Consider the following 25,691-nt stretch of genomic DNA (forward strand, 5'->3'; position numbering starts at 1 on the left):
TCCCTTTCAGGAGCCGCTGTATGTCCCGTTCGCTAGACACCTTGTTGCGCCCCAGTTTGCTGGCGGTAGCCATTGCCCTTTGCACCCCTTTGGCCAGCAGCCAACTGATCGCCGCTGAACAGGCATCCAGCGTTCGCGCCTACAACCTGCCGGCCGCCCCGCTGGCCAGCACCCTCAACCAGATTGCCAGCCAGGCCGGCCTGGCGCTGTCGTTGAATCCGTCGCTGGCGGCGGGCAAGACCTCGGCCCCGGTCAAAGGCCAGTTCGACGCGGCGGGCGCCCTGCGCGAAGCCCTGCGTGGCACCGGGCTGCAACTGGAGCAAAGCAGCGCTGGCACTTACAGCCTGGTGGCTGTGCCTGAAGGTGTGATGGCGCTGCCGGCGACCAGCGTGATTGGCGTGGAAGACTCCGAAAGTGCCTGGGGCCCGGCACAAGGCTACCTGGCCAAGCGCACCGCTGCCGGTACCAAGACCGATACCGCGCTGGCTGAAGTACCGCGTTCGATCTCTGTCGCCACCCGTGAACAGATGCAGGACCGTGCCGTACAGAATCTGGATGACGCCGTACGTTACATGCCCGGTGTGATCGCCAGCAGCTACGGCAGCGATAGCCGTGCCGAGTGGCTGAAGGTTCGTGGATTTGAACCCACCCAGTTCCTCGATGGCTTGCCGCTGCCAAAGGGCACTTACACCATGCCGAAGATGGAGACCTGGGATCTTGAACGCGTAGCGCTGCTGCGTGGCCCTGCCTCTTCGCTGTACGGCCAGACACCACCAGGCGGTCTGGTCGACATGGTCAGTCGGCGCCCTGATGCATTGGCCAGCCATGAAGTGCAATTGCAGGTCGGCAGCTACGAGCGCAAGCAGATCAGCTTCGACAGCACCGGTCCGGTCGATGACGAAGGGCGTTTTTTGTATCGTGTCAGCGGTGTGGTACGCGATAGCAACACCACCATCGAGCACATTGACGACAAGCGCTACAACATCGCTCCCAGCCTGACCTGGAACATCGATCCCGACACCACGTTGACGTTCCTCAGCCAGTACAACCGTGACGATACCGGCACCACCAGCCAGTTCCTGCCGCTACAAGGCACCAAGCTGTCCACGCCCGCCGGTGAAGTGAAGTTCCACAAGAATCTCGGCGATCCAGAATGGGAATTCTACGACAAGACCTATTACGCCTTGGGTTATGCCTTTGAGCACCGGATGAACGACGTTTGGCAGTTCCGGCAGAACCTGCGCTACACCAAAAGCGACCTGTCCTTCCAGAGCATCACTTCGGGCGGTTTCTACGGTTCGGTTGCAGACGACGGCACACTGTCTCGTGGTGCCAACGTTGTCGACGAAGACCTCAGTCAGTTTGCTGTGGATAACAATTTCCAGGCTGATTTCGACACCGGCATAATCAAGCACACGGTATTGCTGGGCCTGGACCACCAACGCGTCAACACCAATTACAAATGGCTGTTTGGCAGCGCGCCAACCAGCAACATCAACAACCCGATTTACGGTCAGGACTTCAGTAACGTCCCCTTCAACGCGTTCAACGATTACAACCAGAAGACCCATGACACTGGCCTCTACGTTCAGGACCAGATGGCCCTCGACAACTGGCGCCTGACCCTGGGCGGTCGTCAGGACTGGCTACACACCGATTCGACGTTCTACAACATGAACAATGCCAAGGACACCCGCGACGACACCAACTTCAGCGGCAACGCGGCCTTGAGCTATGTGTTCGACTCCGGCTTCACGCCTTACGTCTCCTATGCCGAATCCTTCCAGGCAGAAGCCGGTGGCGCCAATGGCGAAGCATTCCGTCCGGGAACCGGCAAGCAATACGAAGTCGGTATCAAGTACCAGCCTCCGGGCACCGACATGCTGTTCACAGCTGCCGCCTATGACCTGACCCGCAAGGACATCGTACTCAGCGACACCCTGGGCGTATCTCGCCCACTGGGTGAAGCGAAAGTACGTGGTTTCGAGCTGGAAGCGACCGGTAACGTCAACGAGAACTTGAACCTGACTGCCTCGTACACCTACGCCAACAGCAAGATGACCAAAGTCACCGATCCACTGGACAAAAACCGCCCGCTGCCACTGACCCCGGAAAACCAGGCCGCTGCATGGGCTGACTACACGTGGCATACCGGTGTTCTGGATGGCTTCGGAATCGGCTTCGGCGTGCGCTATGTCGGCGAAACCGACAACATCGCCATTGGCAGCATGGCTTTCGTACGCGATCCATCCGATGGCCACAGCGATTCCTATACCGTCTATGATGCGGCCGTCCATTACGACCTGGGTCGCCTGGACAACGTACTCAAGGGCGTCAGTGTCAGCGTCAATGCCAACAACGTATTCGACAAGGAATACATTTCGACCTGTGACGGTTTCTACTGCTACTACGGCGACCGTCGCAACGTGATGGCCAGCCTCGACTACAAGTGGTAACCGCTTGACCTGACACGCCCAACGACCAGGCCGTCCTTCGTGGACGGCTTTGGTTTTTCTGAAGGCTATGAAATGAAAAGTAAAACAATTCGCCGCTGGTCCGCTGTACATACCTGGACCAGCCTGATTTGCACCGCGTTCCTGCTGATGCTGGCACTGACCGGTCTGCCGTTGATCTTCCACCACGAGATCGACCACTTGTTGGGCGATGCCGCCGAGTTGAAGGTCATGCCGGCGGACACGCCGCAGTTGAACCTGCAGCAACTGGTGCAGGCCGCGCAAAAGCATCGTCCCGGCGAAGTCGTGCAGTACTTCGGTTATGAAGAGGACGAACCCAACGCCGCGATTGCGATCATGGCGCCCACGGCCGGCACCGAGCCGAATTCGTCCCACACCTTCATGCTCGACACCCGTACCGGTGAAGCCCTGGAGATGCCTTCGGCCAATGGTGGCTTCATGATGGTGATGCTGCGCCTGCACGTGGACATGTTCGCCGGGTTGCCGGGCAAGTTGCTGTTGGCGTTCATGGGGATTCTGTTCGTTCTGGCGATTGTCTCCGGCACGGTGCTGTACCTGCCGTTCATGCGTCGCTTGAAATTCGCCACCGTGAGGCAGGACAAATCCACCCGCCTGCGCTGGCTCGACCTGCATAACCTGATCGGCGTCGTGACGCTGACCTGGGCGCTGGTTGTCGGTGTGACCGGCGTTGTCAGCGCCTGCGCGGACTTGCTGATTGCCGCCTGGCGCAACGACTCGCTGACCGCGATGATCGCGCCTTATCGCGATGCTCCGCCGCTCACGCAACTGGCGCCCGCCACCCGCTTGCTCGACATCGCCGAGGAAGTCGCACCGGGCATGCAGCCGGACTTTATCGCCTTCCCAGGCACGCGCTTTTCCAGTGAGCACCATTACGCAGTGTTCATGAAGGGCAGCACACACCTGACCTCGCACCTGCTGACGCCCGTACTGATCGATGCCAGCACCCTGCAGGTCACCGCGGTGGTCGAACGCCCGTGGTACATGGACGTCATGGGCATGTCACAACCGCTGCACTTCGGTGACTATGGCGGCATGCCGATGCAGATCCTCTGGGCGACCCTCGATGTGCTGACCATCATCGTGCTCGGGAGCGGGGTTTACCTGTGGGTGGTGCGACGCAAGGCCGCGAAACCCGTGCTGGAAAAATCGGAGAGCGCGGCATGAAACCCCGGCAGTCAAACTTCTGGAAGGTCTTCGGCACCCCCACCCTCATCGCCCTGTTCAGCGCGGCGGGTTTGTTTGCCGCGTTGCTGGGTGATGGTGTGTGGGATGCGTTGAGCTGGTTGGGACTCGGCATCCCGGCCATCCTCGGCCTGCGCGGCCTCCTGCAACGCCGCTGATCCCTGTAGGAGCTGCCGAAGGCTGCGATCTTTGCCTTTCAAGATCAATAGATCGTAGCCTTCGGCAGCTCCTACACTTCGGAATTTTCCCAAGTCATACGATGACGCCCTCTTCCGCTCGTCAGCCTGCCTCTTCCGCTCGTCAGCCTGCCTCTTCCGCTCGTCAGCCTGCCTCGCAAATCCTCTGACATATTTGTTGACAGTTTCACCCTTGCGCTTCTATAAAGTCACACGTTGTACGACAACCTACAACAAGCGCAGCAACCAAAAATAAATCCAAAAAATATTGGTGACGTGATGAAAGTCAAAGGCATCCGCTGGTGGATGGTCGGCCTGGTGACGGCTGGTCTGATGGTCAACTACCTGGCTCGCAATACCCTCTCAGTGGCCGCACCGACCCTGATGAGCGAAATGAACATCACCACCGAGCAGTACTCGCACATCGTTGTCGCGTGGCAGGTCTGCTATGCCTTGATGCAACCGGTGGCCGGCTACATCATCGATGCCATCGGCACCAAAATGGGCTTCGCCATCTTCGCCTTTGCCTGGTCGATCGCTTGTGCGCTGGCTGCACTGGCGACGGGTTGGCAGGGCCTGGCATTCGTCCGTGGCCTGCTCGGCTTGACGGAAGCCGCGGGCTTGCCGGCAGCGGTCAAGACTTCCACCGAATGGTTTCCCGCCAAAGAACGTTCGGTGGCCATCGGCTGGTTCAACATTGGCTCCTCGATTGGTGCCGTACTGGCGCCACCGCTGGTGGTCTGGGCGATTTTGAACAGCGGCTGGGAACTGGCGTTCCTGATCGTCGGCGGACTGGGCGTGGCCTGGACCTTTCTGTGGATGGTCCTCTACAAGCATCCACGGGATCAAAAGCGTCTGAGCGATGAAGAACGCGATTACATCCTCAGCGGTCAGGAAGATCACTTCAAAGACACCACCAAGCAAAAAGGCAGCTGGAAAAAGATCATCGGCAGCCGCAACTTTTACGCCATCGCCAGCGCCCGCATGCTCTCCGAGCCGGCATGGCAGACCTTCAATGCGTGGATTCCGTTGTACCTGATGACCGAGCGACACATGAACATCAAGGAGATCGCGATGTTTGCCTGGCTACCATTCCTGGCCGCCGACCTGGGCTGCGTACTCGGTGGTTACCTGAGCCCGTTCTTCCACAAGCACTGCAATGTGTCGTTGTTCACCTCGCGCAAAATGGTCCTGCTGTTCGGCGCCTCGTGCATGATCGGCCCGGCCTGCATCGGTCTGGTCGCCAGCCCCTATACGGCGATTGCGCTGCTGTGCATCGGCGGCTTCGCTCACCAGACGTTGTCCGGTGCGTTGTACGCAATCACCTCCGACTCGTTCGGCAAAAACGAAGTGGCCACCGCCACCGGCATGGGCGGCATGTTCGGCTACCTGGGCGCCGCTGCGTTTACCTTGGTGTTTGGTGTGATGGTGACCAGGATCGGCTACAGCCCGCTGTTCGTGGTGCTGGCGATTTTCGATATCGTCGCGGCGTTCATCGTCTGGACGGTGGCTCGCGAACTCAAGCCGCAAGCCGTTTCAGGGCCACAAGCCGGGCAGACACTGCAAGCCGCCAGCTAAAACGCAATCCCTGTGGGAAAGAGCCTGCTCGCGATAGCAGTCTGTCAGCCAACATAGCTGTTGAATGTCAGGCCGCCATCGCGAGCAGGCTCGCTCCCACAGGAGATCGACATTTGAGCCAACGAGCCAACGCGCTATGCTGCCCGGCACTGCCCACCGATCGAGACACTGCCATGTCCGCCCCGAGCATGACCCTGTACCACAACACCCTTTCCCCCTTCGTCCGTAAAGTCATGGTGATGCTGCATGAAACCGGTCAACAGGACCGCGTGGCGTTGCAGAACTGCGTGCTCACGCCGGTAGATCCGGACCTGATGCTGATCAATGACAACCCGCTGAGCAAAATCCCCGCGCTGCGCCTGGCCGATGGCAACATCATTCATGACAGCCGGGTGATCCTCGACTACCTCGACCATCAACACGTCGGCAACCCGCTGATCCCCCGTGAGGGCTCCGCACGGTGGCGTCGTCTGACCCTGGCCTCTCTGGCCGACGGAATCATGGACGCCGCCGTACTGGTGCGTTACGAAGTCGTCTTGCGCGCCCCGGAAAAACAGTGGGACGCGTACCTCGACGGCCAGCGCGACAAGATCCGCCGCGCTTTGGCCTTGCTGGAAAAAGACGCGATTGCCGAGCTGACCAGCCACTTCGACGTCGCCGCGATCAGCGTGGCCTGTGCGCTGGGTTACGTGGACCTGCGCCACCCGGATCTGGACTGGCGCACGGCGAATCCGCAGCTGGCGGCGTGGTATTTCGAGGTCAGCCAACGGCCTTCGATGATCGCGACAATGCCCAAGGTTTGAAGCGAGCATTGCAGTCTGCTCGAAAGCAATCGGTCAGCAATCCGGCTTGTCTGCGGTAAACCGACGAGCCGGATTCACCGCTGCACCAAACTCACGCAGCGCCTTCGCGCCAATCAACAACGGGTAGTTGAAGCTGCTGCGGTCAGTCAGGTTGACCTCGACTATGCGTTTGACGTTACCCAGGCACAGTTCCAGATCAACCACCGGGCGCTTGGTGGGTGCGATCACTTCACTTTCATCTTCGTCCTCTTCGGAGCGGGTCTTGATCTTGCTGATCCGCGCGACTTTGTGCTCGTAGACCTTGTCGCTCGCATCTTTGGTAGCGAGGCGGAAACGTACCCAGTCTTCGCCATCGCGGGTGAAGGTTTCGATGTCTTTGGCCGAGAGCGAAGCGGTCAGCGCGCCGGTATCCATCTTGGCCTTGAGCACTTCGCCGCCGATTTCCGGCAGTGCGATGTATTCGTAGCGCCCGTAAAGGGTCGGCTCGGCGGCCATGACCGGCAGGGCGATGAGGGAAAGCAGTGCAAGGAGGGATTTCACGTAATGGGCTTCCATGAGAAGTGAGCAGCGGGATTTTAGACCGTTGTCCACATGATCGTTCCCACAAGGTTAGCGGCAGGGAAGTGAAACATTCGTCACCACCGATTTGGCCTGCCGTCCGAAGCTGCTTATCATGTCGCGCCCAAATGATTTCAAGAGTTACTTATGCGCCGCCTGCTCACCGGCTGTTTCGTCGCCTTGCTGCTATTGCTCAATACGCTGGTCCTGATCGGTCCGCTGATGGTGTTTGCCCTGTTCAAACTGGTCCTGCCGGGCCCCTTTCGCGACTATGCCTCAAGGTTGGTCATGTGGATCGCCGAGACGTGGTCGGAAATCGACAAGCTGATTTTCCGCCTGTGCATCCCCACCCAATGGGACATTCGCGGCGGTGACGATCTGCGCCGCGACACTTCTTACCTGGTGATCAGCAACCATCAATCCTGGGTCGATATCCCGGCGCTGATCCAGACGCTCAACCGACGTACGCCGTTTTTCAAATTCTTCCTCAAGAAAGAACTGATCTGGGTGCCCTTCCTCGGTCTGGCGTGGTGGGCGCTGGATTATCCGTTCATGAAGCGCTACAGCAAGGCCTTCCTGGCCAGGCATCCGGAACTTGCGGGCAAGGATCTGGAAATCACCAAACAGGCCTGCGAGCTGTTCAAGCGTCAGCCGGTCACCGTGGTCAATTATCTGGAAGGCACTCGCTTCACGCCGACCAAACGTGCCCAGCAACAATCACCGTTCAGCCATTTGCTCAAACCCAAGGCCGGTGGCGTGGCGTTTGTGCTGGCAGCCATGGGTGAACAGCTGGACGCCATTCTGGATGTGACGGTGGTTTATCCGCAGCAAACGATTCCGGGTTTCTGGGATCTGATCTGCGGCAATGTGCCAAGGGTGATTATCGACATCAAGACCCGCGAACTTGATCCGTCGTTGTCCCAAGGCGATTACGAGAACGACCCGCTGTTTCGCGAGAAAATCCAGAACTGGGTCAACCAGCTCTGGATCGAGAAGGACCAGCGCATCGACGCTTTGCGCGCCGAGCGTAACTGAATCAGATGCCGGTGCCGGTGCCGGTGCCGGTGCCGGTGCCCCAGATGCTGCCCAGGCTGCTCAGCAGCGAACCACCAACACCCTGCTGACCGAGGTATTGCAGGAGTATCGGGGCAAACTGGCCGATCATGCCGGTGTCCATGCCCAGGGCGCTGAAGGCGTTGCTCAGGTCACTGGTGTCCTTGACGTTGCCCAGGGCGTTGTCCAACCCGGCGGCTTTGCCGGTGGAGCCGAGCAGCCCGGCCAGCGCACCCAACTCACCGCCACCTGACAACTTGTCGATCCCCGGCACACTCTTGGCCAGTTCCGAGTAATCGGTCGAGCTCAACTGGTTCTTCGCCAGCCCCAACATCGCGCCGGCACCGCCGACGGCTTGCTGCGGGGTGATGTTCAATTGAGTGAGCGCGCCCAGCAGATCTGCCGTTTGCGTAGTGGGCGCCGCGTCGGTAGCCGCGTTACCGCCCTGCATGCCCGAAATGGCATTGGCCGCATCGTTCAGGCTGAACTGTGCGAAGACCGGGCTGGCGGACAAGGCCAACAGCGAAGCCAGTGCAATACCGCGTGAAATCTTCATCCAGACATCCTCTTGTGCATGTAAACCGTCCGGTTGAACGGACGGAAAGCTGCCGGTTTGACCGGACATCGACCGGCATGTTCCTGTGCGACTCAGGCATTTTTACCTTGTCAGTCGATCCAAGCGAAAACGGCGACCCGAAGGTCGCCGTTTTGTTTGGCCTGAAGACTTACGCCGCGCTGAACAGCTTGTGCGGATCGATCACAAACTTCTTCGGCACACCCGCATCGAACTCGCCGTAACCTTCCGGCGCCTGATCCAGGCTGATGACTTGCACACCCACCACTTCGGCGATGTTGATGCGGTCCCACATGATCGCCTGCATCAACTGGCGGTTGTACTTCATCACCGGTGTCTGGCCGGTGTGGAAGCTGTGGGATTTGGCCCAGCCGAGGCCGAAGCGGATGCTCAGGCTGCCCATTTTTGCCGCAGCGTCGACAGCGCCCGGGTCTTCGGTGACGTAGAGGCCGGGGATGCCGATCTTGCCAGCGACACGCACCACGCCCATCAGTGAGTTGAGCACGGTAGCCGGGGCTTCGTGTTTGACGCCATCATGGCCGTGGCCACGGGCTTCGAAACCTACGGCGTCGACGGCGCAATCCACTTCCGGTTCACCGAGCAGCGCGGCGATTTGTTCGTGCAGCGGGGTGTCGAGGGACAGGTCAGCGATTTCAAAACCCTGGGCCTTGGCGTGAGCCAGGCGCACGGTGTTGACGTCGCCGATGATCACCACTGCCGCGCCCAACAGACGGGCCGAAGCAGCCGCCGCCAGGCCGACCGGACCGGCACCAGCAATGTAAACGGTACTGCCCGGGCCAACACCAGCGGTCACGGCACCGTGGTAACCGGTCGGCAGGATGTCGGAGAGGCAGGTCAGGTCGCGAATTTTCTCCATGGCCCGGTCGCGATCCGGGAGTTTGAGCAAGTTGAAGTCGGCGTACGGCACCAAGGCGTATTCGGCCTGACCACCGGTCCAGTCGCCCATGTCGACGTAACCATAAGCACCACCGGGGCGCGCCGGGTTGACGCTCAGGCAGACGCCGGTGTGCATTTCCTTGCAGGAACGGCAGCGCCCGCAAGCCACGTTGAACGGCACGGACACCAGATCGCCGATCTGCAGGTTCTCGACGTCGCTGCCCTTCTCGATCACTTCACCGGTGATCTCATGTCCCAGCACCAGGCCGGTTTGCGCCGTGGTACGGCCGCGCACCATGTGCTGGTCGGAACCACAGATATTGGTGGAAACCACACGCAGGATGACGGCGTGGTTAATCTTCCTGCCGCGCGGGTCCTGCATTTTCGGATAGTCGATTTTCTGCACTTCGACCTTGCCAGCGCCGAGATACACCACACCACGATTGCCAGACATGCTTTCACCTCGCTGTTGTTTTTATGTAGCGGTCGCGTCGCCAGGGATCGGCGCCGCGTTGATTGCTCTGGGTGTTGCCTGTGTGTTTTGTGTTGTTCGTGCGAGCCTCATCGCCAGCAAGCCGGCTCCTACAAGGGATCGCGGCCGAGCCAGATCTTATGCCGGCCTCAATCCTGTAGGAGCCGGCTTGCTGGCGATGGGCTGCGAAGCGGCCCCAAAAATCTAAAGCACAACGGTGCGATTGGCGTTCAAAAACACTCGTCGTTCAATGTGATACCCAACCGCCCGCGCCAGGGTCAGGCCTTCAATATCCCGCCCCTTGGCGATCAGGTCTTCCGGGTAATGGCTGTGATCCACCACCTCGACGCCTTGAGCAATGATCGGCCCTTCATCGAGATCGTTATTGATGTAATGCGCCGTCGCACCCACCAGTTTCACGCCCTTGTTGTAGGCCTGGTGATAGGGCTTGGCACCTTTGAAACCGGGCAGCAGGGAGTGGTGGATATTGATCGCCTTGCCATCGAGTTTGCGGCACAGCTCCGGCGACAGCACCTGCATGTAGCGGGCGAGGATCACCAGCTCAGCCCCGGCCTCTTCGATCACCTGCAACACCTGGCGTTCCTGGGAGGGCTTGTCGTTCGGGTCCAGCGGGAAGTGGTAGTACGGAATCTGGTGCCAGTCGGCCAGCGGCTTGAGGTCCGGGTGGTTGGAGACCACGGCAGCCACGTCCATCGACAATTGGCCGATGCGCTGGCGGTAGAGCAAGTCGTTGAGGCAGTGATCGGCCTTGGAGACCATGATCACCACCTTCGGCCGGTAATGCGGCGGTGTCAGTTCGAAGATCATGCCGAAGGATTCACCGCGCTCGGCGAGACCTGCGCGGAAGGACTGCTCGTCGAAGCCATCAGGTTGGCGAAACTCCACGCGAATGAAGAAACGGCCCGAGAGCCGGTCATCAAAGGAGTGGTGTTCGGTGACGTAGCAGCCCTGCTCGAACAGAAAGCGCGTCACCGCGTCCACGGTGCCGAGCACGCTGGGGCAGTCGGCAGTCAGGATCCATGTGTCTGGGGCGCGGCTCATAGTGCGGTGACTCCTGTTCGTTTAATGACAACCGCTGCGCGGTTGATCGCTGGCAAGCCAGCTCCTACAGGGGTTCACGTCGCTCTCAAGACCGACATCAATCCTGCAGGAGCCGGCTTGCCGGCGATAAATCTCAAGCCTGAACGCTTAGCCCATACTCGGCAGAAGCATCCTGCAGCCACAACCACCAGTAATCCGAGAAGCTGCGGCGGATCAGCAGCTCCCAGGTGTCTTCGGCGGTGTGACGGATCATCAGTTGCGACTTGGCGAACACCGTGCCGACGGCTTTGCCCACCGGGAAGTTATTCGGGTGCACGTCGTAGCTGGTGGACTTCATCAATACCTGGCGCACGTTCGGGCCGCTCAGCTCGAGGAGCTGCTGGCCACCGCTGACGTTGACGATTGCAATGTGCAGATCGCCCAGTGCTGCGCGCAGTTTTTGCTCGGCGGCGAACTCTTCACCACTCGGCACGATCAGCAGCCATTCATCCGGCCCCATCCATTGCAGGCTGGATTCGCCTTTGACGATCACGCTCAGCGCACCCGGCAGTTCGATGCCCAGGGCCTTGTGTACGCCTGCGGCGAATGCTGCGTCGTGACCATCGCCACGGAGGGTCAGGTGGCCGAGGAGTTTCTTCTCGCGAACGATGACGCCGGCACTCTTGCGGCCCTTGCCCACCAGACTGGCGAGGTCGGCATGATGCAGCGACGACTCGGCCTTGGTCCCGGTGGTTGGGCGTTGCTGATAAACATTGGCTGTGGTCATAAAGCACCTTTCCTGAATTCTGTTGATGGTGCGGTTGCCTCCTGTAGGAGCCGGCTTGCTGGCGATCCAAACGACGCGGTGTATCAGATGCACCGCGTTATCGTTCATCGCCAGCAAGCCGGCTCCTACGGACATCCGGCAATCACACGTTCTGGCGTTCGCCTTTCGGATCGAAGAACACCGAAGAAACGATTTCCGCCTCGATCACGCTGCCGTCGGCCAGCGGTGCGAACACGCGCTCACCCATCCGCTGCAACCCGCCCTTGACCACGCCCATGGCGAACGAATAGCCCAAGGAGTTGTGCAGGTAACTGGAGGTCACGTGACCGACCATGGTCATCGGGATGGCTTGCTTGGTGTTGAACACCAGTTGCGCACCTTCCGGTAGCCATTTGTTCGGATCGATTGGCTTCAGGCCCACCAGTTGCTTGCGCTGATCACGCACGCAGTCTTCACGGTTCATGCCACGCCAGCCGATCCACGAGAACGGTTTGGTGCGACCGACACACCAGCCCATGTTCAGGTCGTCCGGGGTCATCGAGCTGTCAGTGTCCTGACCGACGATGATGAAGCCCTTCTCGGCCCGCAGCACGTGCATGGTTTCGGTGCCATATGGCGTCAGGTTGTACTTCTTGCCAGCATCAACAATTTTCTCCAATACACCCATCGCATAGTCGGCTTGCACGTTGACTTCGTACGACAGCTCACCGGTAAACGAAATCCGGAATACCCGCGCCGGCACACCACCCACCAGACCTTCTTTCCAGGTCATGAACGGGAACGCTTCGCTGCTCAGGTCGATGTCGGTGACTTCAGCGAGCAGCTTGCGGCTGTTCGGCCCGGACAGGGTCATGGTCGCCCAGTGGTCGGTGACGGAGGTGAAGTACACCTTCATGTCCGGCCATTCGGTCTGGTGGTACAGCTCCAGCCACTGAAGTACGCGAGCCGCGCCGCCAGTGGTGGTGGTCATGACGAAATGGTTGTCCGCCAGGCAAGCCGTCACGCCGTCGTCGAAGACCATGCCGTCTTCTTTGCACATCAGGCCGTAACGGGCCTTGCCCACATCGAGCTTGGTCCAGGCGTTGGTGTAGACGCGGTTGAGGAACTCACGCGCATCCGGGCCCTGGATGTCGATCTTGCCCAGGGTCGAAGCGTCCAGCAGGCCGACGCTGTCGCGCACGGCTTTGCATTCGCGCTTGACGGCGGCGTGCAGGTCTTCACCGGATTTCGGGAAGTACCAAGGACGTTTCCACTGGCCGACGTCTTCAAACTCGGCGCCGTTTTTCAGGTGCCATTGATGCAGTGCGGTGTAACGCACCGGCTCGAAGATGTGCCCACAGTGACGACCGGCCACGGCGCCGAACGTCACCGGCGTGTAGTTCGGGCGGAACATGGTGGTGCCCATCTGCGGGATGGTCACGTTCAGCGAGCGGGCAGCGATGGCCAGGCCGTTGACGTTGCCGAGCTTGCCCTGATCGGTGCCGAAGCCCAGGGCGGTGTAGCGCTTGACGTGCTCGACCGACTCGAAACCCTCGCGCGTCGCCAGTTCGATGGCGGCGGCGGTGACGTCGTTTTGCAGGTCGACGAATTGCTTCGGCGCCCGTGCGGTGTTCTTTTCATGTGGCACCTGGAACAGCGCCAGCGTCGGCTCTTCAAGACGGCTCAGGGCTTTTGGCAACAGGCCTTCGACGGTCTGGAACCCGGCTTCTGCGGCGGCGCGGGCGCCCCCTTCAAAACCGTCAGCCAAAGAATCGCCGAGACCATAGACCCCGTTGATGCCACCGACACACACGCGTTTCTGCGGTGCTTCGCCCGGTACGAAACCGAGGATGTCTTCGCGCCAGATCGGCTTGCCGCCCAAGTGCGAAGCCAGGTGAACCACCGGGCTGTAGCCGCCGGAACTGGCGACGATGTCGCAGTCGAGCCATTCGCCCGGGCTGGTGACTTTGTGTCCCTTCACATCGATCGCGGCAACGCGGGCAGCGGTCACGTGCTTGCTGCCACGGGCCTCGATCACGGCGCTGCCGGTGAGGATGCGGATGCCTTTAGCGCGAGCCTCCTCCACCAGCGCACCACGCGGGTTGCTGCGGGCGTCGGCGATGGCCACCACTTGCAGGCTGGCATCGAGCCAATCCAGGGCAACGCGGTAGGCGTGGTCGTTGTTGGTCGACAGCACCAGTTTTTTGCCCGGTGCCACGCCGTAGCGGCGCACGTAGGTCGAGATGGCGCCGGCGAGCATGTTGCCCGGCACGTCGTTGTTGCCGTAGACCAATGGACGCTCGTGAGCGCCGGTCGCCAGCACTACGCGAGTGGCGCGGACCCGGTGAATACGCTGACGCACCTGGCCAATCGGTGCACGGTCGCCGAGGTGATCGGTCAGGCGCTCGTGAATGGTCAGGAAGTTGTGGTCGTGGTAGCCGTTGACCGTGGCGCGTGGCAACAGCAGCACGTCCGGGGTGTTCTTCAGTTCGTCGATGACACCGGCCACCCACTCCATTGCAGGCTTGCCGTCGAGGCTTTCGCGGGAGTCGAGCAGGCTGCCGCCGAACTCTTCCTGTTCATCGGCGAGAATCACGCGAGCACCACTGCGTGCAGCCGCCAAAGCAGCGGCCAGACCCGCCGGGCCACCACCCACGATCAGCACGTCGCAGTGCTGGTTCATGTAGTCGTAGGTGTCCGGATCGTTCTCGGTCGGCGAGCGGCCAAGACCGGCAGCCTTGCGGATGTACTTCTCGTAAGTCATCCAGAACGATTGCGGGTACATGAAAGTTTTGTAGTAGAAACCCGGTGGCATCAGCTTGCCGCCGACCTTGCCGAGAATCCCCATCATGTCGTTGTTCACGCTCGGCCAGCCGTTGGTGCTGGTGGCGACCAGGCCCTGATACAACGCCTGTTGCGTGGCGCGCACGTTCGGAATCTGCGTGGCTTCGGTGGCGCCGATCTGCAGCACCGCGTTCGGCTCTTCGGCACCGGCAGCGAAGATGCCGCGCGGACGGGAATACTTGAAGCTGCGACCGATGATATCGACGCCGTTGGCGATCAGGGCGGCGGCCAGCGAGTCGCCTTCAAAGCCTTTGTAGCTCTGGCCGTTGAAGGTGAAGGTCAGGACTTTGTTGCGGTCGATCCGTCCGCCGTTGGACAGGCGATTGATCTGGCTCATACCTTCTCTCCCAGAGCCGTGCTGGCCGCTTTCGGGCTATCGGTCTTGTCGGTGAATTGTGGCTTGGTGCCGATCTTGTAGGTTTCGAGAATCTCGTAGGTCACGGTGTCGCGGGTGACGTTGAAGTACTGGCGGCAACCGGCGACGTGATCCCACAGCTCGTGGTGCAGACCGCGCGGGTTATCGCGGAAGAACATGTAGTCGCCCCACTCCTCGTCGGTGCAGGAGCCTGGGTCCAGTGGGCGCGGGATGTGCGCCTGGCCGGAAGCGTGGAATTCCTCTTCGGAGCGCAGTTCGCCGCAGTGAGGACAGAAGATATGCAACATGGGGATTTCTCCTGTTAGTGGGCAACCGCAGCAGCGCCGTGTTCATCGATCAACGCACCGTTGTGGAAACGGTCGATGGAGAAAGGTGCGGCCAATGGGTGCATTTCGCCCTTGGCCAGACTCGCGGCAAATACGTTGCCCGAGCCAGGTGTGGCCTTGAAGCCACCGGTTCCCCAACCGCAGTTGAAGAACATGTTCGGCACCGGGGTTTTCGAAATGATCGGGCAGGCGTCAGGCGTGGTGTCGACGATGCCGCCCCACTGGCGGTTCATGCGTACGCGGGACAGCACCGGGAACATCTCGACGATGGCCTGGATGGTGTGCTCGATCACCGGGTACGAACCCCGCTGGCCGTAGCCGTTGTAGCCGTCGATACCGGCGCCGATCACCAGGTCGCCCTTGTCGGACTGGCTGATGTAGCCGTGCACGGCGTTGGACATGATCACGCTGTCGATAATCGGCTTGATCGGCTCGGACACCAGCGCTTGCAGCGGGTGGGATTCGATCGGCAGGCGGAAACCGGCGAGCTTGGCCATGTGTCCGGAGTTACCGGCGGTGACCACACCGACGCGCTTGGCGCCGATGAAGCCCTTGTTGGTTTCCACGCCGATGCACACGCCGTTTTCCTTGCGGAAGCCGATCACTTCGGTCTGCTGGATCAGGTCCACGCCGAGGGCGTCGGCGGCACGGGCAAAGCCCCACGCCACGGCATCGTGACGAGCCACGCCGCCGCGACGCTGTACGGTGGCGCCCATCACCGGGTAGCGGGTGTTCTTGGAGCAGTCGAGGTACGGAATCTCGTCGGCAACCTGCTTGGCATCGAGCAGTTCACCGTCCACGCCATTGAGACGATTGGCGCTGACCCGACGCTCGGAATCACGGATGTCCTGCAGGGTGTGGCACAGGTTGTAGACGCCGCGCTGGGAGAACATCACGTTGTAGTTCAGGTCCTGGGACAGGCCTTCCCACAGTTTCATCGCGTGTTCGTACAGGTGCGCCGACTCGTCCCACAGGTAATTGGAACGTACGATGGTGGTATTGCGCGCAGTGTTACCGCCGCCCAGCCAGCCCTTTTCGACCACGGCCACGTTGGTGATGCCGTGCTCCTTGGCCAGGTAGTAGGCCGTGGCGAGACCATGCCCGCCACCGCCGACGATGACCACGTCGTAGACTTTCTTCGGGGTCGGCGTGCGCCACATGCGTTGCCAGTTTTCATGGTGGCTGAGGGAGTGTTTGAAGAGGCCGAAACCTGAGTAGCGTTGCATAGTCATTTACTCCAAAACCGCGCTCAGCGATAAACCGGGAAGTCCGCGCACAGTGCCGACACTTGCTGGGCAACATTGGCCTCGACATCGGCGTCGCCGAGGTTGTCGAGGATGTCGCAGATCCAGCCGGCCAGTTCCACACACTGGGCAACCTTGAAGCCGCGAGTGGTCACCGCCGGGGTGCCGATGCGCAGGCCGGAGGTCACGAACGGCGACTGTGGATCGTTCGGGACAGCGTTCTTGTTCACGGTGATGTGGGCGCGACCGAGTGCTGCGTCCGCCTCTTTGCCGGTGAGGCCCTGACGGATCAGGCTGACCAGGAACAGGTGGTTGTCGGTGCCGCCGGACACTACATCGTAGCCGCGTTTGATAAACACGCCGGCCATGGCCTGGGCGTTGTCGATCACTTGTTGCTGGTAGGTCTTGAAGCCAGGCTCCAGCGCTTCCTTGAAGCACACGGCTTTACCGGCGATGACATGCATCAGCGGGCCGCCCTGGGCACCTGGAAACACTGCGGCGTTGAGCTTCTTCTCGATCTCTTCGTTGGACTTGCACAGGATCAGGCCGCCACGTGGACCGCGCAGGGTCTTGTGGGTGGTGGTGGTGACCACATCGGCGTAAGGCAGCGGGTTCGGGTACAGACCGGCGGCGACCAGACCGGCCACGTGGGCCATGTCGACGAACAGCAGCGCACCGACTTTATCCGCAATCTGGCGGAAACGCGGGAAGTCGAGAGTCTTGGAATAAGCCGAGAAACCGGCAACGATCATCTTCGGCTTGCACTCGACGGCCAGGCGCTCAACTTCGTCGTAATCGATCAGGCCGGTCTTGGTGTCGATGCCGTACTGCACGGCGTTGTACAACTTGCCCGAGGACGACACTTTGGCGCCGTGGGTCAGGTGACCACCGTGGGCCAGGCTCATGCCCAGAATGGTGTCGCCGGCTTGCAGCAAGGCCAGATACACGGCGCTGTTGGCCGAAGAACCGGAGTGCGGCTGGACGTTGGCGTAATCGGCGCCGAACAGTTGCTTGGCGCGCTCGATGGCCAGGGCTTCGACCTTGTCGACGTGCTCGCAGCCACCGTAGTAGCGCTTGCCCGGATAGCCTTCGGCGTACTTGTTGGTCAGGCCGCTGCCTTGCGCTTGCATCACGCGCTTGCTGGTGTAGTTCTCCGACGCGATCAGCTCGATGTGATCTTCCTGACGTTGCTCCTCGGCATTCATCGCCGCCAGCAGTGCATCGTCGTAACCCTGGATCTGGTCTTGCTTGCTGAACATCGCGTCTCTCCCAGCGGCATCAGTGCGCCATTCGTCTCGGTAAGGCACCGGCGTTTCGGCAGTGCCCTTTGGTAGCGATGGTATGACTGGCTTGGAGAGATCAAATGCCTACGGGCGCCACGCAAAGGTGCGTTTACGACATGGCAAGAAATGGCTGGCCGAACACAACCATCAATTCAACGCAGATCCCTTGTAGGAGCTGGCTTGCCAGCGATGGGGCAGCACATCCGGCATTGATATCGGCAGGCCCGCCGCAATCGCTGGCAAGCCAGCTCCTGCAGGGTCATGCGATGGCCTGACGTAGTGCCAGCAACAGCAGGAAATGCGCGGGATACAACGCATACGCCCAACGGCGCATCGGCGGTGCTTTTACGTCCTTCGCGTGTCGCAACAGGAACAGACCCAGCCATGGCGCAATCAGACAAGTGGCGACCGCCGCCATCGCCACGCCATTGCCCAATCGAACGGAGTAATACAGCACCTGCCATTGATTGCACGCCAGGCAGACCAGCCCCGCCATCAGCGCGAAGTACCAGGGACGATGGATCACCCACAACAACACCAGCGGCAATAAAACGCCGAAGAAACCAAACATCACGCGCGGGGAAAAGAACACCGCCAACAGCAAGGCCCCGGCCGCCAGCAGGCGCGATTGCAAGGTCGGTTGCTGCCAGCCCCGCGCCACCAGCAGGCCGAGGGCCAATGTTGGCATGACGTTCAAGGTATCGTGATCTGCAATGAACATCCGATAGGGGATTTCGCTTGCTGCGCTGAACAGAATCAACCAGCCCAGATAGCGCCATTGACCACCCGTCGTCGTTTCTCGCACCCGCGCCAGATTCGCGGCCATCGCCAGGCAAAACCATGGAAACGCCAACCGCCCCGGCACATACAACAGATCGGCGGAAAAGCCGACGTATCGCAGGTGATCGAGAACCATGCTCAAAAGCGCCAACCACTTGAGCAGATCCAGTGCCCCGTCGCGCTGCCTTAAGTGCATAGTCACGTGCATAATCGTCCTTCGATTGTGTATTTTCCCGACAGCGACATCCCGTGCGCGCGCCTGACGATCTTGGGCAACGTGCGCACCCTCATTGACCACGGAACGCTTCACCATAGGCGTCCCGACCACGGAAGCAGGCCATGACCGATAAGAGCCAACAATTCGCCAGCGACAACTATTCCGGCATTTGCCCTGAAGCCTGGGCTGCCATGGAGCAGGCCAACCATGGCCATCAACGCGCTTACGGCGACGACGAATGGACCGCCCGCGCATCCGACGGTTTCCGCAAACTGTTCGAAACCGATTGCGAAGTGTTCTTCGCCTTCAACGGCACCGCTGCCAACTCGCTGGCCCTGTCGTCGCTGTGCCAGAGTTACCACAGCGTGATCTGCTCGGAAACCGCCCACGTCGAAACCGACGAATGCGGCGCGCCGGAATTCTTTTCCAACGGCTCCAAACTGCTGATCGCCCGCACTGAAAACGGCAAGCTGACCCCGGACTCGATTCGCGAAGTCGCGCTCAAGCGCCAGGACATCCACTACCCGAAACCGCGTGTCGTGACCCTGACCCAGGCCACCGAAGTCGGCAGCGTCTACACCCCGGACGAAATCCGCGCCATCAGCGCCACCTGCAAGGAACTGGGCCTGAACCTGCACATGGACGGCGCACGCTTCTCCAACGCCTGCGCCTTCCTCGGCTGCTCGCCGGCTGACCTGACCTGGAAGGCTGGTGTCGACGTGTTGTGCTTCGGCGGCACGAAAAACGGCATGGCGGTGGGCGAGGCGATTCTGTTCTTCAACCACAAACTCGCGGAAGACTTTGACTATCGCTGCAAACAGGCCGGACAACTGGCATCGAAGATGCGCTTCCTGTCGGCGCCGTGGGTCGGGATCCTGGAAAACGGCGCCTGGCTCAAATACGCCAACCACGCCAACCATTGCGCGCAACTGCTGGCCGAACTGGTCAGCGATATTCCTGGGGTTGAGCTGATGTTCCCGGTGCAGGCCAACGGCGTGTTCCTGCAACTGTCGGAACCGGCCATCGCTGCGCTGACCGCCAAGGGCTGGCGTTTCTACACCTTCATCGGCAACGGCGGCGCACGCTTCATGTGCTCGTGGGATACCGAGGAAGAGCGGGTGCGTGAGCTGGCCCGCGACATCCGCGAAGTCATGTCCCTCTGACACCTGCCCCTGTAGGAGCTGTCGAGTGAAACGAGGCTGCGATCTTTCGATGCTCAAGATCAGGATCAAAAGATCGCAGCCTTCGGCAGCTCCTACAGGAAACCTTCGCACCTGAAGACTTCGTCTACATTGTTTGTCGAGCCACTCCGCTCACATAACAATAATCAGGAGCGTACGCATGTCATTGCAAGGCAAAACCCTGTTCATCACCGGCGCCAGCCGGGGCATCGGCCGCGAGATCGCGCTGCGCGCCGCACGCGATGGCGCCAACATCGTGATCGCTGCAAAAAGCGCCGAACCCCACGCCAAGCTGCCGGGGACGATTTTCAGCGTGGCCCAGGAAGTCGAAGCCGCTGGCGGTAAAGCACTGGCCTTGCAAGTGGACGTGCGTGAAGAAGACGCCGTGCGCGAAGCGCTGGCCCAGGCCAACGAACACTTTGGCGGCATCGACGCACTGATCAACAACGCTGGCGCAATCAAGCTGACCGGCGTTCAACACCTCGAACTCAAGCGCTTCGACCTGATGCACCAGATCAACACCCGTGCGGTGTTGCTGTGCAGTCAAGCGGGCCTGCCGTATCTGAAGAAGTCCAACGGCCACATCCTCAACCTGTCCCCACCGCTGAACCTTGCGACCAAATGGTTCGCCCAATACAGCCCGTACACCGTCACCAAGTACGGCATGAGCATGCTGACGCTGGGCATGAGCGAGGAATTCAAGAACTACGGCATCAGCGTCAACTCCCTGTGGCCACAGACGATGATTGCCACCGCCGCCATTGAGTTTCAGCTGGGGTCGCGGGAGTCGTTCAAGCATGCGCGCACGCCGGCGATCATGGCGGATGCGGCCCACGTCATTCTGAGCAGCAGCGGACGCAGCCTGACCGGGCGTTTGCTGATCGATGAGGAGATTCTGCGGGAAAGCGGTGTGACCGAGTTCGACCACTACCGCTTCGCGCCGGACAGTAGCGACAAACTCATGACAGACTTGTTTATCGACTAAACACCCTCCCCTGCAGGAGCGAGCCTGCTCGCGATGGACGTCAACGATAACGCTGGCAACCTGACACCCCGCGGCGTTCTCAGGTTCATCGCGAGCAGGCTCGCTCCTACAGGGGTTATTGCGTGACCGTCAGAACTCGATGCGCACATCCCCCTTCGGCACGCTGCAGCACGACAGAATGTACCCTTCGGCTTCGTCTTCCTCGGTGATCCCGCCGTTGTGCTCCATCTCTACCTCGCCGCCGAGCTTGAGCACCTTGCAGGTCCCACAGATTCCCATGCCGCAAGCTTTAGGGATCAATAGACCGACCTTGGCCGCCGCCGCATGCACGGTCTCGCCCGGCGCCACGCGAATGCTCTTGCCGGACGCGGTGAACTCCACCTGATGCAGATCAGCCGCATCGACTTCCGGCGCATCGGCCGCTTGTTCGGCTTGCTCCACTGCATCGGCACGCGCCTCCGGTGGTGTCGCACCGAAGGATTCCTCGTGGTAACGCTTCATGTCGTAGCCGGCGTTTTCCAGCAGGCGCTTGACCGCGTGCATGTACGGCGTCGGGCCGCAGCAGAAGACTTCACGCTCGAGAAAGTCCGGAACCATCAGTTCCAGCATCTTGTGGTTCAGGTAGCCGCGATAACCGGCCCAAGGCTCGCCCAGGCCGTGTTTCTCGCAGATCAGGTGCAGGCTGAAGTTGTCGATCCGCGACGCCATGTGCTCCAGCTCGCGGTGATAGATGATGTCTTTCGGCGAGCGGGCGCTGTGGATAAACGTCATGTCGACGTTGGCGTTGGTGTCGTAGAACCAGCGTGCCATGGACATGCACGGCGTGATCCCGACGCCGCCGCTGAGGTACAGCACTTTCGGGCTCGGGAAATCCATGGCATTGAACAGCCCGACCGGGCCGTGTACCGCCAGCTCCTGGCCTTCGTGCAGGGTATCGTGCAACCAGTTGGAAACCCGACCGCCGGGCACACGCTTGATGGTCACCGAAAAGCTGTAGGGTACCGACGGCGAGCTGGAAATGGTGTACGAGCGCATGATCGGCTCGCCTTCGATTTCCAGCTCCAGGGTGACGAACTGCCCCGGCTTGAAAAAGAACATGATCGGCTGGTCGGCCATAAAGCAGAAGGTGCGCACGTCCCAGGTTTCCTGGATGACTTTGACGCAACGGACGATGTGTCGACCATTGGCCCAGGTCTGGGTGGTTACCGGGTTCAGGAAGGTGTTGGACATGCTGATCTCCACGGCCGACTGTCGGCCTTCATGTTGGCGATTCTGCGTATAGCGCGAACCACCCGTTTACCTATCTGCGACATTGACATGCTTATCGCGACCAGCCCCCAACGACCGGGGGTTGCGCGTCGGGAACAGATTGCATCATGTCGCCCATGGATAAGGTTCTGGCCTGCGCCGGCCCCACACTCGCTTCAACAGAGAACTGCTGTTTTTTGTCTTGCGTCGCACAACCGTAGCCACATTTCGCCGGCCACACAGAATGGCCATGAGGACTGAATCGATGGACGTCACTACTACCCTGAGCCTGGGCGATCCGCTGGAACCCGCACGCAAGGCCACTGCGCAGATGCTGCAAGAGCGCGAGCGCACGTTCTCGCTGCCGCAGCCGTTCTACTCTGACGAGCGCCTGTTTGATATCGACATGCAGGAAATCTTTCAGAAAGAGTGGTTGATCGCCGGCATGACCTGCGAAATCCCTACCAAGGGCAACTACCTGACCCTGCAGGTCGGCAAGAACCCGATCATCGTGATCCGTGGCGCCGAGGGTGTGGTGCATGCGTTCCATAACGTCTGCCGCCACCGTGGTTCGCGCCTGTGCACCAGCGAAAAGGGCAAGGTCGCCAAACTGGTCTGCCACTACCACCAGTGGACCTACGAACTCGACGGCCGCCTGCTGTTCGCCGGCACCGAGATGGGTGCCGACTTCGACATGAAGCAGTACGGCCTCAAACCGGTGAACGTGAAAACCGCCGGCGGCTACATCTTCATCAGCCTGGCGGAGAACCCGCCGGCCATCGATGACTTCCTGTCGACGCTCAGCCATTACATGGAACCGTACGACATGGAAAACACCAAGGTGGCAATCACCACCACCTTGATGGAAAAGGCCAACTGGAAACTGGTGCTGGAAAACAACCGCGAGTGCTACCACTGCAACGCGTCGCACCCGGAGCTGTTGAAAACCCTGCTGGAATGGGACGACGTCACCGATCCACGCGCCGACCAGGCCTTCAAGGACCACGTCGCCGCCTCCGCCGCGGCCTGGGACGCCGAGAAGATCCCATACGCCCACGCGAGCTTCGGCCTGCGTAACCGCATCGTGCGCATGCCGCTGCTCAAGGGCACCGTGTCGATGACCCTGGACGGCAAACAGGGCTGCGCCAAACTCATGGGCCGCATCAAGAACCCGGACCTGGGCTCGATGCGCATCCTGCACTTGCCGCACTCCTGGAACCACTGCATGGGCGACCACATCATCGTGTTCACCGTGTGGCCGATCAGCGCCCAGGAAACCATGGTCACCACCAAGTGGATCGTGCACAAGGACGCGGTCGAGGGCGTGGATTATGACGTGGACCGCATGCGCCAGGTCTGGGACGCCACCAACGACCAGGACCGTCGCCTGGCCGAAGAGAACCAGCGCGGGATCAACTCCACGGCTTACCAGCCAGGGCCTTACTCCAAGACCTACGAGTTTGGTGTGGTGAACTTTGTGGACTGGTACAGCGAACGCCTGCTGAGCAACCTGGGGGCCGAGCCTGCGCCGTATCTCAAAGGCGTACCCGTCCAAGGCTGATGCCACTGCCCCCTATAGGAGCGAGCCTGCTCGCGATAGACCTGAGAACGCCGCGGGGTGTCAGGTTGCCAGCGTTATCGTTGGCGTCCATCGCGAGCACGCTTGCTCCTACAGGGGTTTAGAACTGTACGAAATATGATCTATTCCCTTCCGCGCTATACAGCCCGCGCCTCTCAGCCTTCCGCAAACAAGTTATCCACATCTCCACCCACAGCAAATGGGGACAACTGTGGAAATGTTGAAAACTTTCTCCACAAAAACCAAAGAAAATCCGTGACTTATCCAGAACCAGGGTTTTCAAATGCGCCTGATCATTTTTCAACCAAACCATTGAAAGTCACGTATCACGTGGCTCGCAGACTATAGCGAACACCTTATCCACAGAATCGCCAACAGACTTTGGGTACAACTTCAGCACGCCTGTGGAAAACCCCTGCAAACCGTGAAAAACAGAGGGTTTCACGGTGTTCAGGGGCAAAAAACGTCGACATGATCAATATTTGATCAAAGCCATGAACGTTACGTCCTGCAAGGGCTGTAGCACTGAGCGAACATCTTATCCACAGAACCGCCAACAGAGATTGGGGGCAACTCTGCATCACCGTCAGCACTTATCCCCTTGAAAAAGCTTGGAAAAATCAAGGCTGTGGCTGGTTGTTTTTTGAACGACGCCTTGTAGGGCTTGATTGGTATGGGGTGCAGCGAGTGGCGAACACGTTATCCACAGAACCACCAACAGGGATTGTGGGTAAATGCCGAGGTGGTTCAGACTTTATTGAGGCATGAACGGCCTGACGTCAAATCCAGGTTCAATTCAAAGTCTTTGAAGGCGCGCCATCCGAGCAATATCGACGGCACGTAACGCCCATCCATCAGCGACGGAGGGATGGTAAAGCCGGGGTAGTATTTGTAGGTGACTGCCATGCTCTCACCTTGCAGGGCCAATAAGCCATCGAAGCGCTGGAAGTGATAGTTGTCGCCGGAGCTTGAGCTTCCCGGTGTCAGCGCCTGCACAACGCTTTCTTGCCTGCCGGGCGATCCGGCCGTCAGGTAGTCGACATTTCCCGTATCTATGATTGCCAGCGTTGCCCGGCGATCCAGTTGTGCGGCAACCACCAGCCGTTGATTGAGATCCAGGCGGCTGTAGGCAATTGGCGCATCACAACGCCTGGCGGGCGGCGGATTGAGCTCCAGCGCTCGTTGGGTGATCTTCAGGCGTCCCAGCTTGCTGAGCAGATCCAGCCCCAACAGATTCTCCCGGTCGCTGACAAAGACCAGGACGTTCCTGAATTCGCGGCTGCCGACCCGGAGTGAGCCGAGGATTCCCAGCCTCGCCGCAAGGCCCTTTTCGCCATAAAACGTGTTGTAGCGATAATGAGCATCGGGCAACAACCGGATGCCCATCTGTTTCGCTGTGGCGATGTTGACCCGGGTTTGTGGTGCGCCCGTGTCCAGTACAAAACGCGCCGAGACACCGTTGGCCGCGCCGACCTCAATAAATGGCAGCACTTGATCAGCAATGTAAAAGTCGTCGGCATACGGATGGAGCGGCAGTACTTCATGCCGCGCTAAACCATTGACCGAGAAACTGCCGGTGGAAGCCAGCATTGCCAGCGATTCGCTGCCAAACGTGGAGAACAACGGTTTCAGATCGGGGTTAGCCTCAATCGCCCGCGCGTGTTTGTCCTTGATCGCCAGATAGTATTCAGGGAGCTGGTTGGCGGCTTTGGCTTCGAGCATTCTGGCGAAGACCGTCACTGAACAACTGAGATTCTTCGTGGCATCCAGCACCGCGTCGCACTGTTGCCTCAATTGCGCCAAAGAGGCGTTGCGCCCCTGTTCGGTCTCAAGCCACTGATAAAAATCCGGTTCAACCACGGGGGCCTTTGTCGGGGCGGCAGATATGGCGCCCGTGGTGAGCCACAGAGCCGATGCAAAGAGCGCCAGAAGAGCGAAAGTCTTCATATTCAGGCCAATCATAAAAACCGGTTTTATGGGTCAGCGCTGAACGTCTGAAAGCTCCCGACCTCGTATTGCCCTTTAAGCAGCGC

At 60.1% G+C, this 25,691-nt stretch carries 21 protein-coding genes; 9 read left to right on the forward strand and 12 right to left on the reverse strand.

The window, feature by feature from the left end; all coding sequences use genetic code 11:
- Positions 1–20: 20 nt before the first annotated feature.
- The 5 genes from AD668_RS24755 (at position 21) to AD668_RS24775 (ending at position 6,234) form a co-directional block, all read left to right on the forward strand.
- Complete coding sequence (locus AD668_RS24755) at positions 21–2,456, forward strand: TonB-dependent siderophore receptor (RefSeq protein ID WP_053163049.1); 2,436 nt, start codon at positions 21–23, stop codon at positions 2,454–2,456.
- Between the two features lie 72 nt (positions 2,457–2,528).
- A complete protein-coding gene (locus tag AD668_RS24760; RefSeq protein WP_053163823.1) occupies positions 2,529–3,659 on the forward strand; it encodes a PepSY domain-containing protein in 1,131 nt (376 codons plus the stop codon).
- Entirely contained in the window at positions 3,656–3,835 is a 180-nt protein-coding gene (locus tag AD668_RS24765; protein ID WP_053163051.1) for a hypothetical protein, read from the forward strand. The genes AD668_RS24760 and AD668_RS24765 overlap by 4 nt, the downstream gene beginning before the upstream one ends.
- Positions 3,836–4,132: 297 nt before the next feature.
- Entirely contained in the window at positions 4,133–5,431 is a 1,299-nt protein-coding gene (locus tag AD668_RS24770; protein WP_053163053.1) for an MFS transporter, read from the forward strand.
- A 173-nt stretch (positions 5,432–5,604) separates the two neighbouring features.
- Positions 5,605–6,234 carry a glutathione S-transferase family protein gene (locus AD668_RS24775; RefSeq protein WP_053163055.1) on the forward strand — a complete coding sequence of 210 codons (630 nt, stop codon included), beginning with the start codon at positions 5,605–5,607 and terminating at the stop codon, positions 6,232–6,234.
- Between the two features lie 33 nt (positions 6,235–6,267).
- Here AD668_RS24775 and AD668_RS24780 read toward each other — a convergent pair whose 3' ends face one another.
- Positions 6,268–6,774, reverse strand: coding sequence for an ATP-dependent zinc protease (locus tag AD668_RS24780; protein WP_053163825.1), 507 nt, complete (start codon positions 6,772–6,774; stop codon positions 6,268–6,270).
- A gap of 165 nt (positions 6,775–6,939) precedes the next feature.
- Between AD668_RS24780 and AD668_RS24785 the strand changes: the two genes are divergently transcribed.
- Entirely contained in the window at positions 6,940–7,827 is an 888-nt protein-coding gene (locus tag AD668_RS24785; protein WP_053163057.1) for an acyltransferase, read from the forward strand.
- Between the two features lies 1 nt (position 7,828).
- Here the strand turns inward: AD668_RS24785 and AD668_RS24790 are convergent, their stop codons facing one another.
- The 9 genes from AD668_RS24790 to AD668_RS24830 all read right to left on the reverse strand — a co-directional run bounded on the left by AD668_RS24790 (position 7,829) and on the right by AD668_RS24830 (position 18,656).
- Positions 7,829–8,401 carry a DUF2780 domain-containing protein gene (locus AD668_RS24790; protein ID WP_053163827.1) on the reverse strand — a complete coding sequence of 191 codons (573 nt, stop codon included), beginning with the start codon at positions 8,399–8,401 and terminating at the stop codon, positions 7,829–7,831.
- A gap of 169 nt (positions 8,402–8,570) precedes the next feature.
- On the reverse strand, positions 8,571–9,770 hold the full coding sequence (gene fdhA / locus AD668_RS24795; RefSeq protein ID WP_053163059.1) for a formaldehyde dehydrogenase, glutathione-independent: 1,200 nt from the start codon (positions 9,768–9,770) through the stop codon (positions 8,571–8,573).
- Between the two features lie 222 nt (positions 9,771–9,992).
- Complete coding sequence (purU, locus tag AD668_RS24800) at positions 9,993–10,850, reverse strand: formyltetrahydrofolate deformylase (RefSeq protein ID WP_053163062.1); 858 nt, start codon at positions 10,848–10,850, stop codon at positions 9,993–9,995.
- A 133-nt stretch (positions 10,851–10,983) separates the two neighbouring features.
- Positions 10,984–11,616 carry a sarcosine oxidase subunit gamma gene (locus tag AD668_RS24805; RefSeq protein WP_053163064.1) on the reverse strand — a complete coding sequence of 211 codons (633 nt, stop codon included), beginning with the start codon at positions 11,614–11,616 and terminating at the stop codon, positions 10,984–10,986.
- 142 nt (positions 11,617–11,758) lie between these two features.
- The gene (locus tag AD668_RS24810; protein ID WP_053163066.1) at positions 11,759–14,776 is read right to left on the reverse strand and encodes a sarcosine oxidase subunit alpha; all 3,018 of its coding nucleotides are present in this window, start codon (positions 14,774–14,776) and stop codon (positions 11,759–11,761) included.
- Complete coding sequence (locus tag AD668_RS24815) at positions 14,773–15,102, reverse strand: sarcosine oxidase subunit delta (protein WP_053163068.1); 330 nt, start codon at positions 15,100–15,102, stop codon at positions 14,773–14,775. Before AD668_RS24815 ends, AD668_RS24810 begins: the two co-directional genes overlap by 4 nt.
- A 14-nt stretch (positions 15,103–15,116) precedes the next feature.
- Complete coding sequence (locus AD668_RS24820; RefSeq protein ID WP_007980419.1) at positions 15,117–16,367, reverse strand: sarcosine oxidase subunit beta; 1,251 nt, start codon at positions 16,365–16,367, stop codon at positions 15,117–15,119.
- 23 nt (positions 16,368–16,390) lie between these two features.
- Positions 16,391–17,644 carry a serine hydroxymethyltransferase gene (glyA, locus tag AD668_RS24825; protein WP_053163070.1) on the reverse strand — a complete coding sequence of 418 codons (1,254 nt, stop codon included), beginning with the start codon at positions 17,642–17,644 and terminating at the stop codon, positions 16,391–16,393.
- 283 nt (positions 17,645–17,927) lie between these two features.
- Positions 17,928–18,656: a TraX family protein gene (locus tag AD668_RS24830; protein ID WP_256220759.1), complete on the reverse strand. Its 729-nt coding sequence runs from the start codon at positions 18,654–18,656 to the stop codon at positions 17,928–17,930.
- 131 nt (positions 18,657–18,787) lie between these two features.
- Between AD668_RS24830 and AD668_RS24835 the strand changes: the two genes are divergently transcribed.
- Both AD668_RS24835 and AD668_RS24840 read left to right on the forward strand, forming a co-directional pair.
- Positions 18,788–19,828: a low specificity L-threonine aldolase gene (locus AD668_RS24835; protein ID WP_053163074.1), complete on the forward strand. Its 1,041-nt coding sequence runs from the start codon at positions 18,788–18,790 to the stop codon at positions 19,826–19,828.
- A 178-nt stretch (positions 19,829–20,006) separates the two neighbouring features.
- Complete coding sequence (locus AD668_RS24840; protein ID WP_053163075.1) at positions 20,007–20,831, forward strand: NAD(P)-dependent oxidoreductase; 825 nt, start codon at positions 20,007–20,009, stop codon at positions 20,829–20,831.
- A 129-nt stretch (positions 20,832–20,960) separates the two neighbouring features.
- Here the strand turns inward: AD668_RS24840 and gbcB are convergent, their stop codons facing one another.
- A complete protein-coding gene (gene gbcB / locus AD668_RS24845) occupies positions 20,961–22,061 on the reverse strand; it encodes a glycine-betaine demethylase subunit GbcB (protein ID WP_053163077.1) in 1,101 nt (366 codons plus the stop codon).
- 283 nt (positions 22,062–22,344) lie between these two features.
- On the opposite strand from gbcB, the gene gbcA reads away from it, so the two are divergent.
- Positions 22,345–23,640 carry a glycine-betaine demethylase subunit GbcA gene (gbcA, locus tag AD668_RS24850; protein WP_053163079.1) on the forward strand — a complete coding sequence of 432 codons (1,296 nt, stop codon included), beginning with the start codon at positions 22,345–22,347 and terminating at the stop codon, positions 23,638–23,640.
- Between the two features lie 765 nt (positions 23,641–24,405).
- Here the strand turns inward: gbcA and AD668_RS24855 are convergent.
- Positions 24,406–25,605, reverse strand: a complete 1,200-nt coding sequence (locus AD668_RS24855) for a retropepsin-like aspartic protease (RefSeq protein ID WP_256220760.1) — start codon at positions 25,603–25,605, stop codon at positions 24,406–24,408.
- Positions 25,606–25,691 lie beyond the last annotated feature (86 nt).

Source organism: Pseudomonas sp. P1.8 (genome assembly GCF_001269805.1).
Taxonomy (GTDB): domain Bacteria; phylum Pseudomonadota; class Gammaproteobacteria; order Pseudomonadales; family Pseudomonadaceae; genus Aquipseudomonas.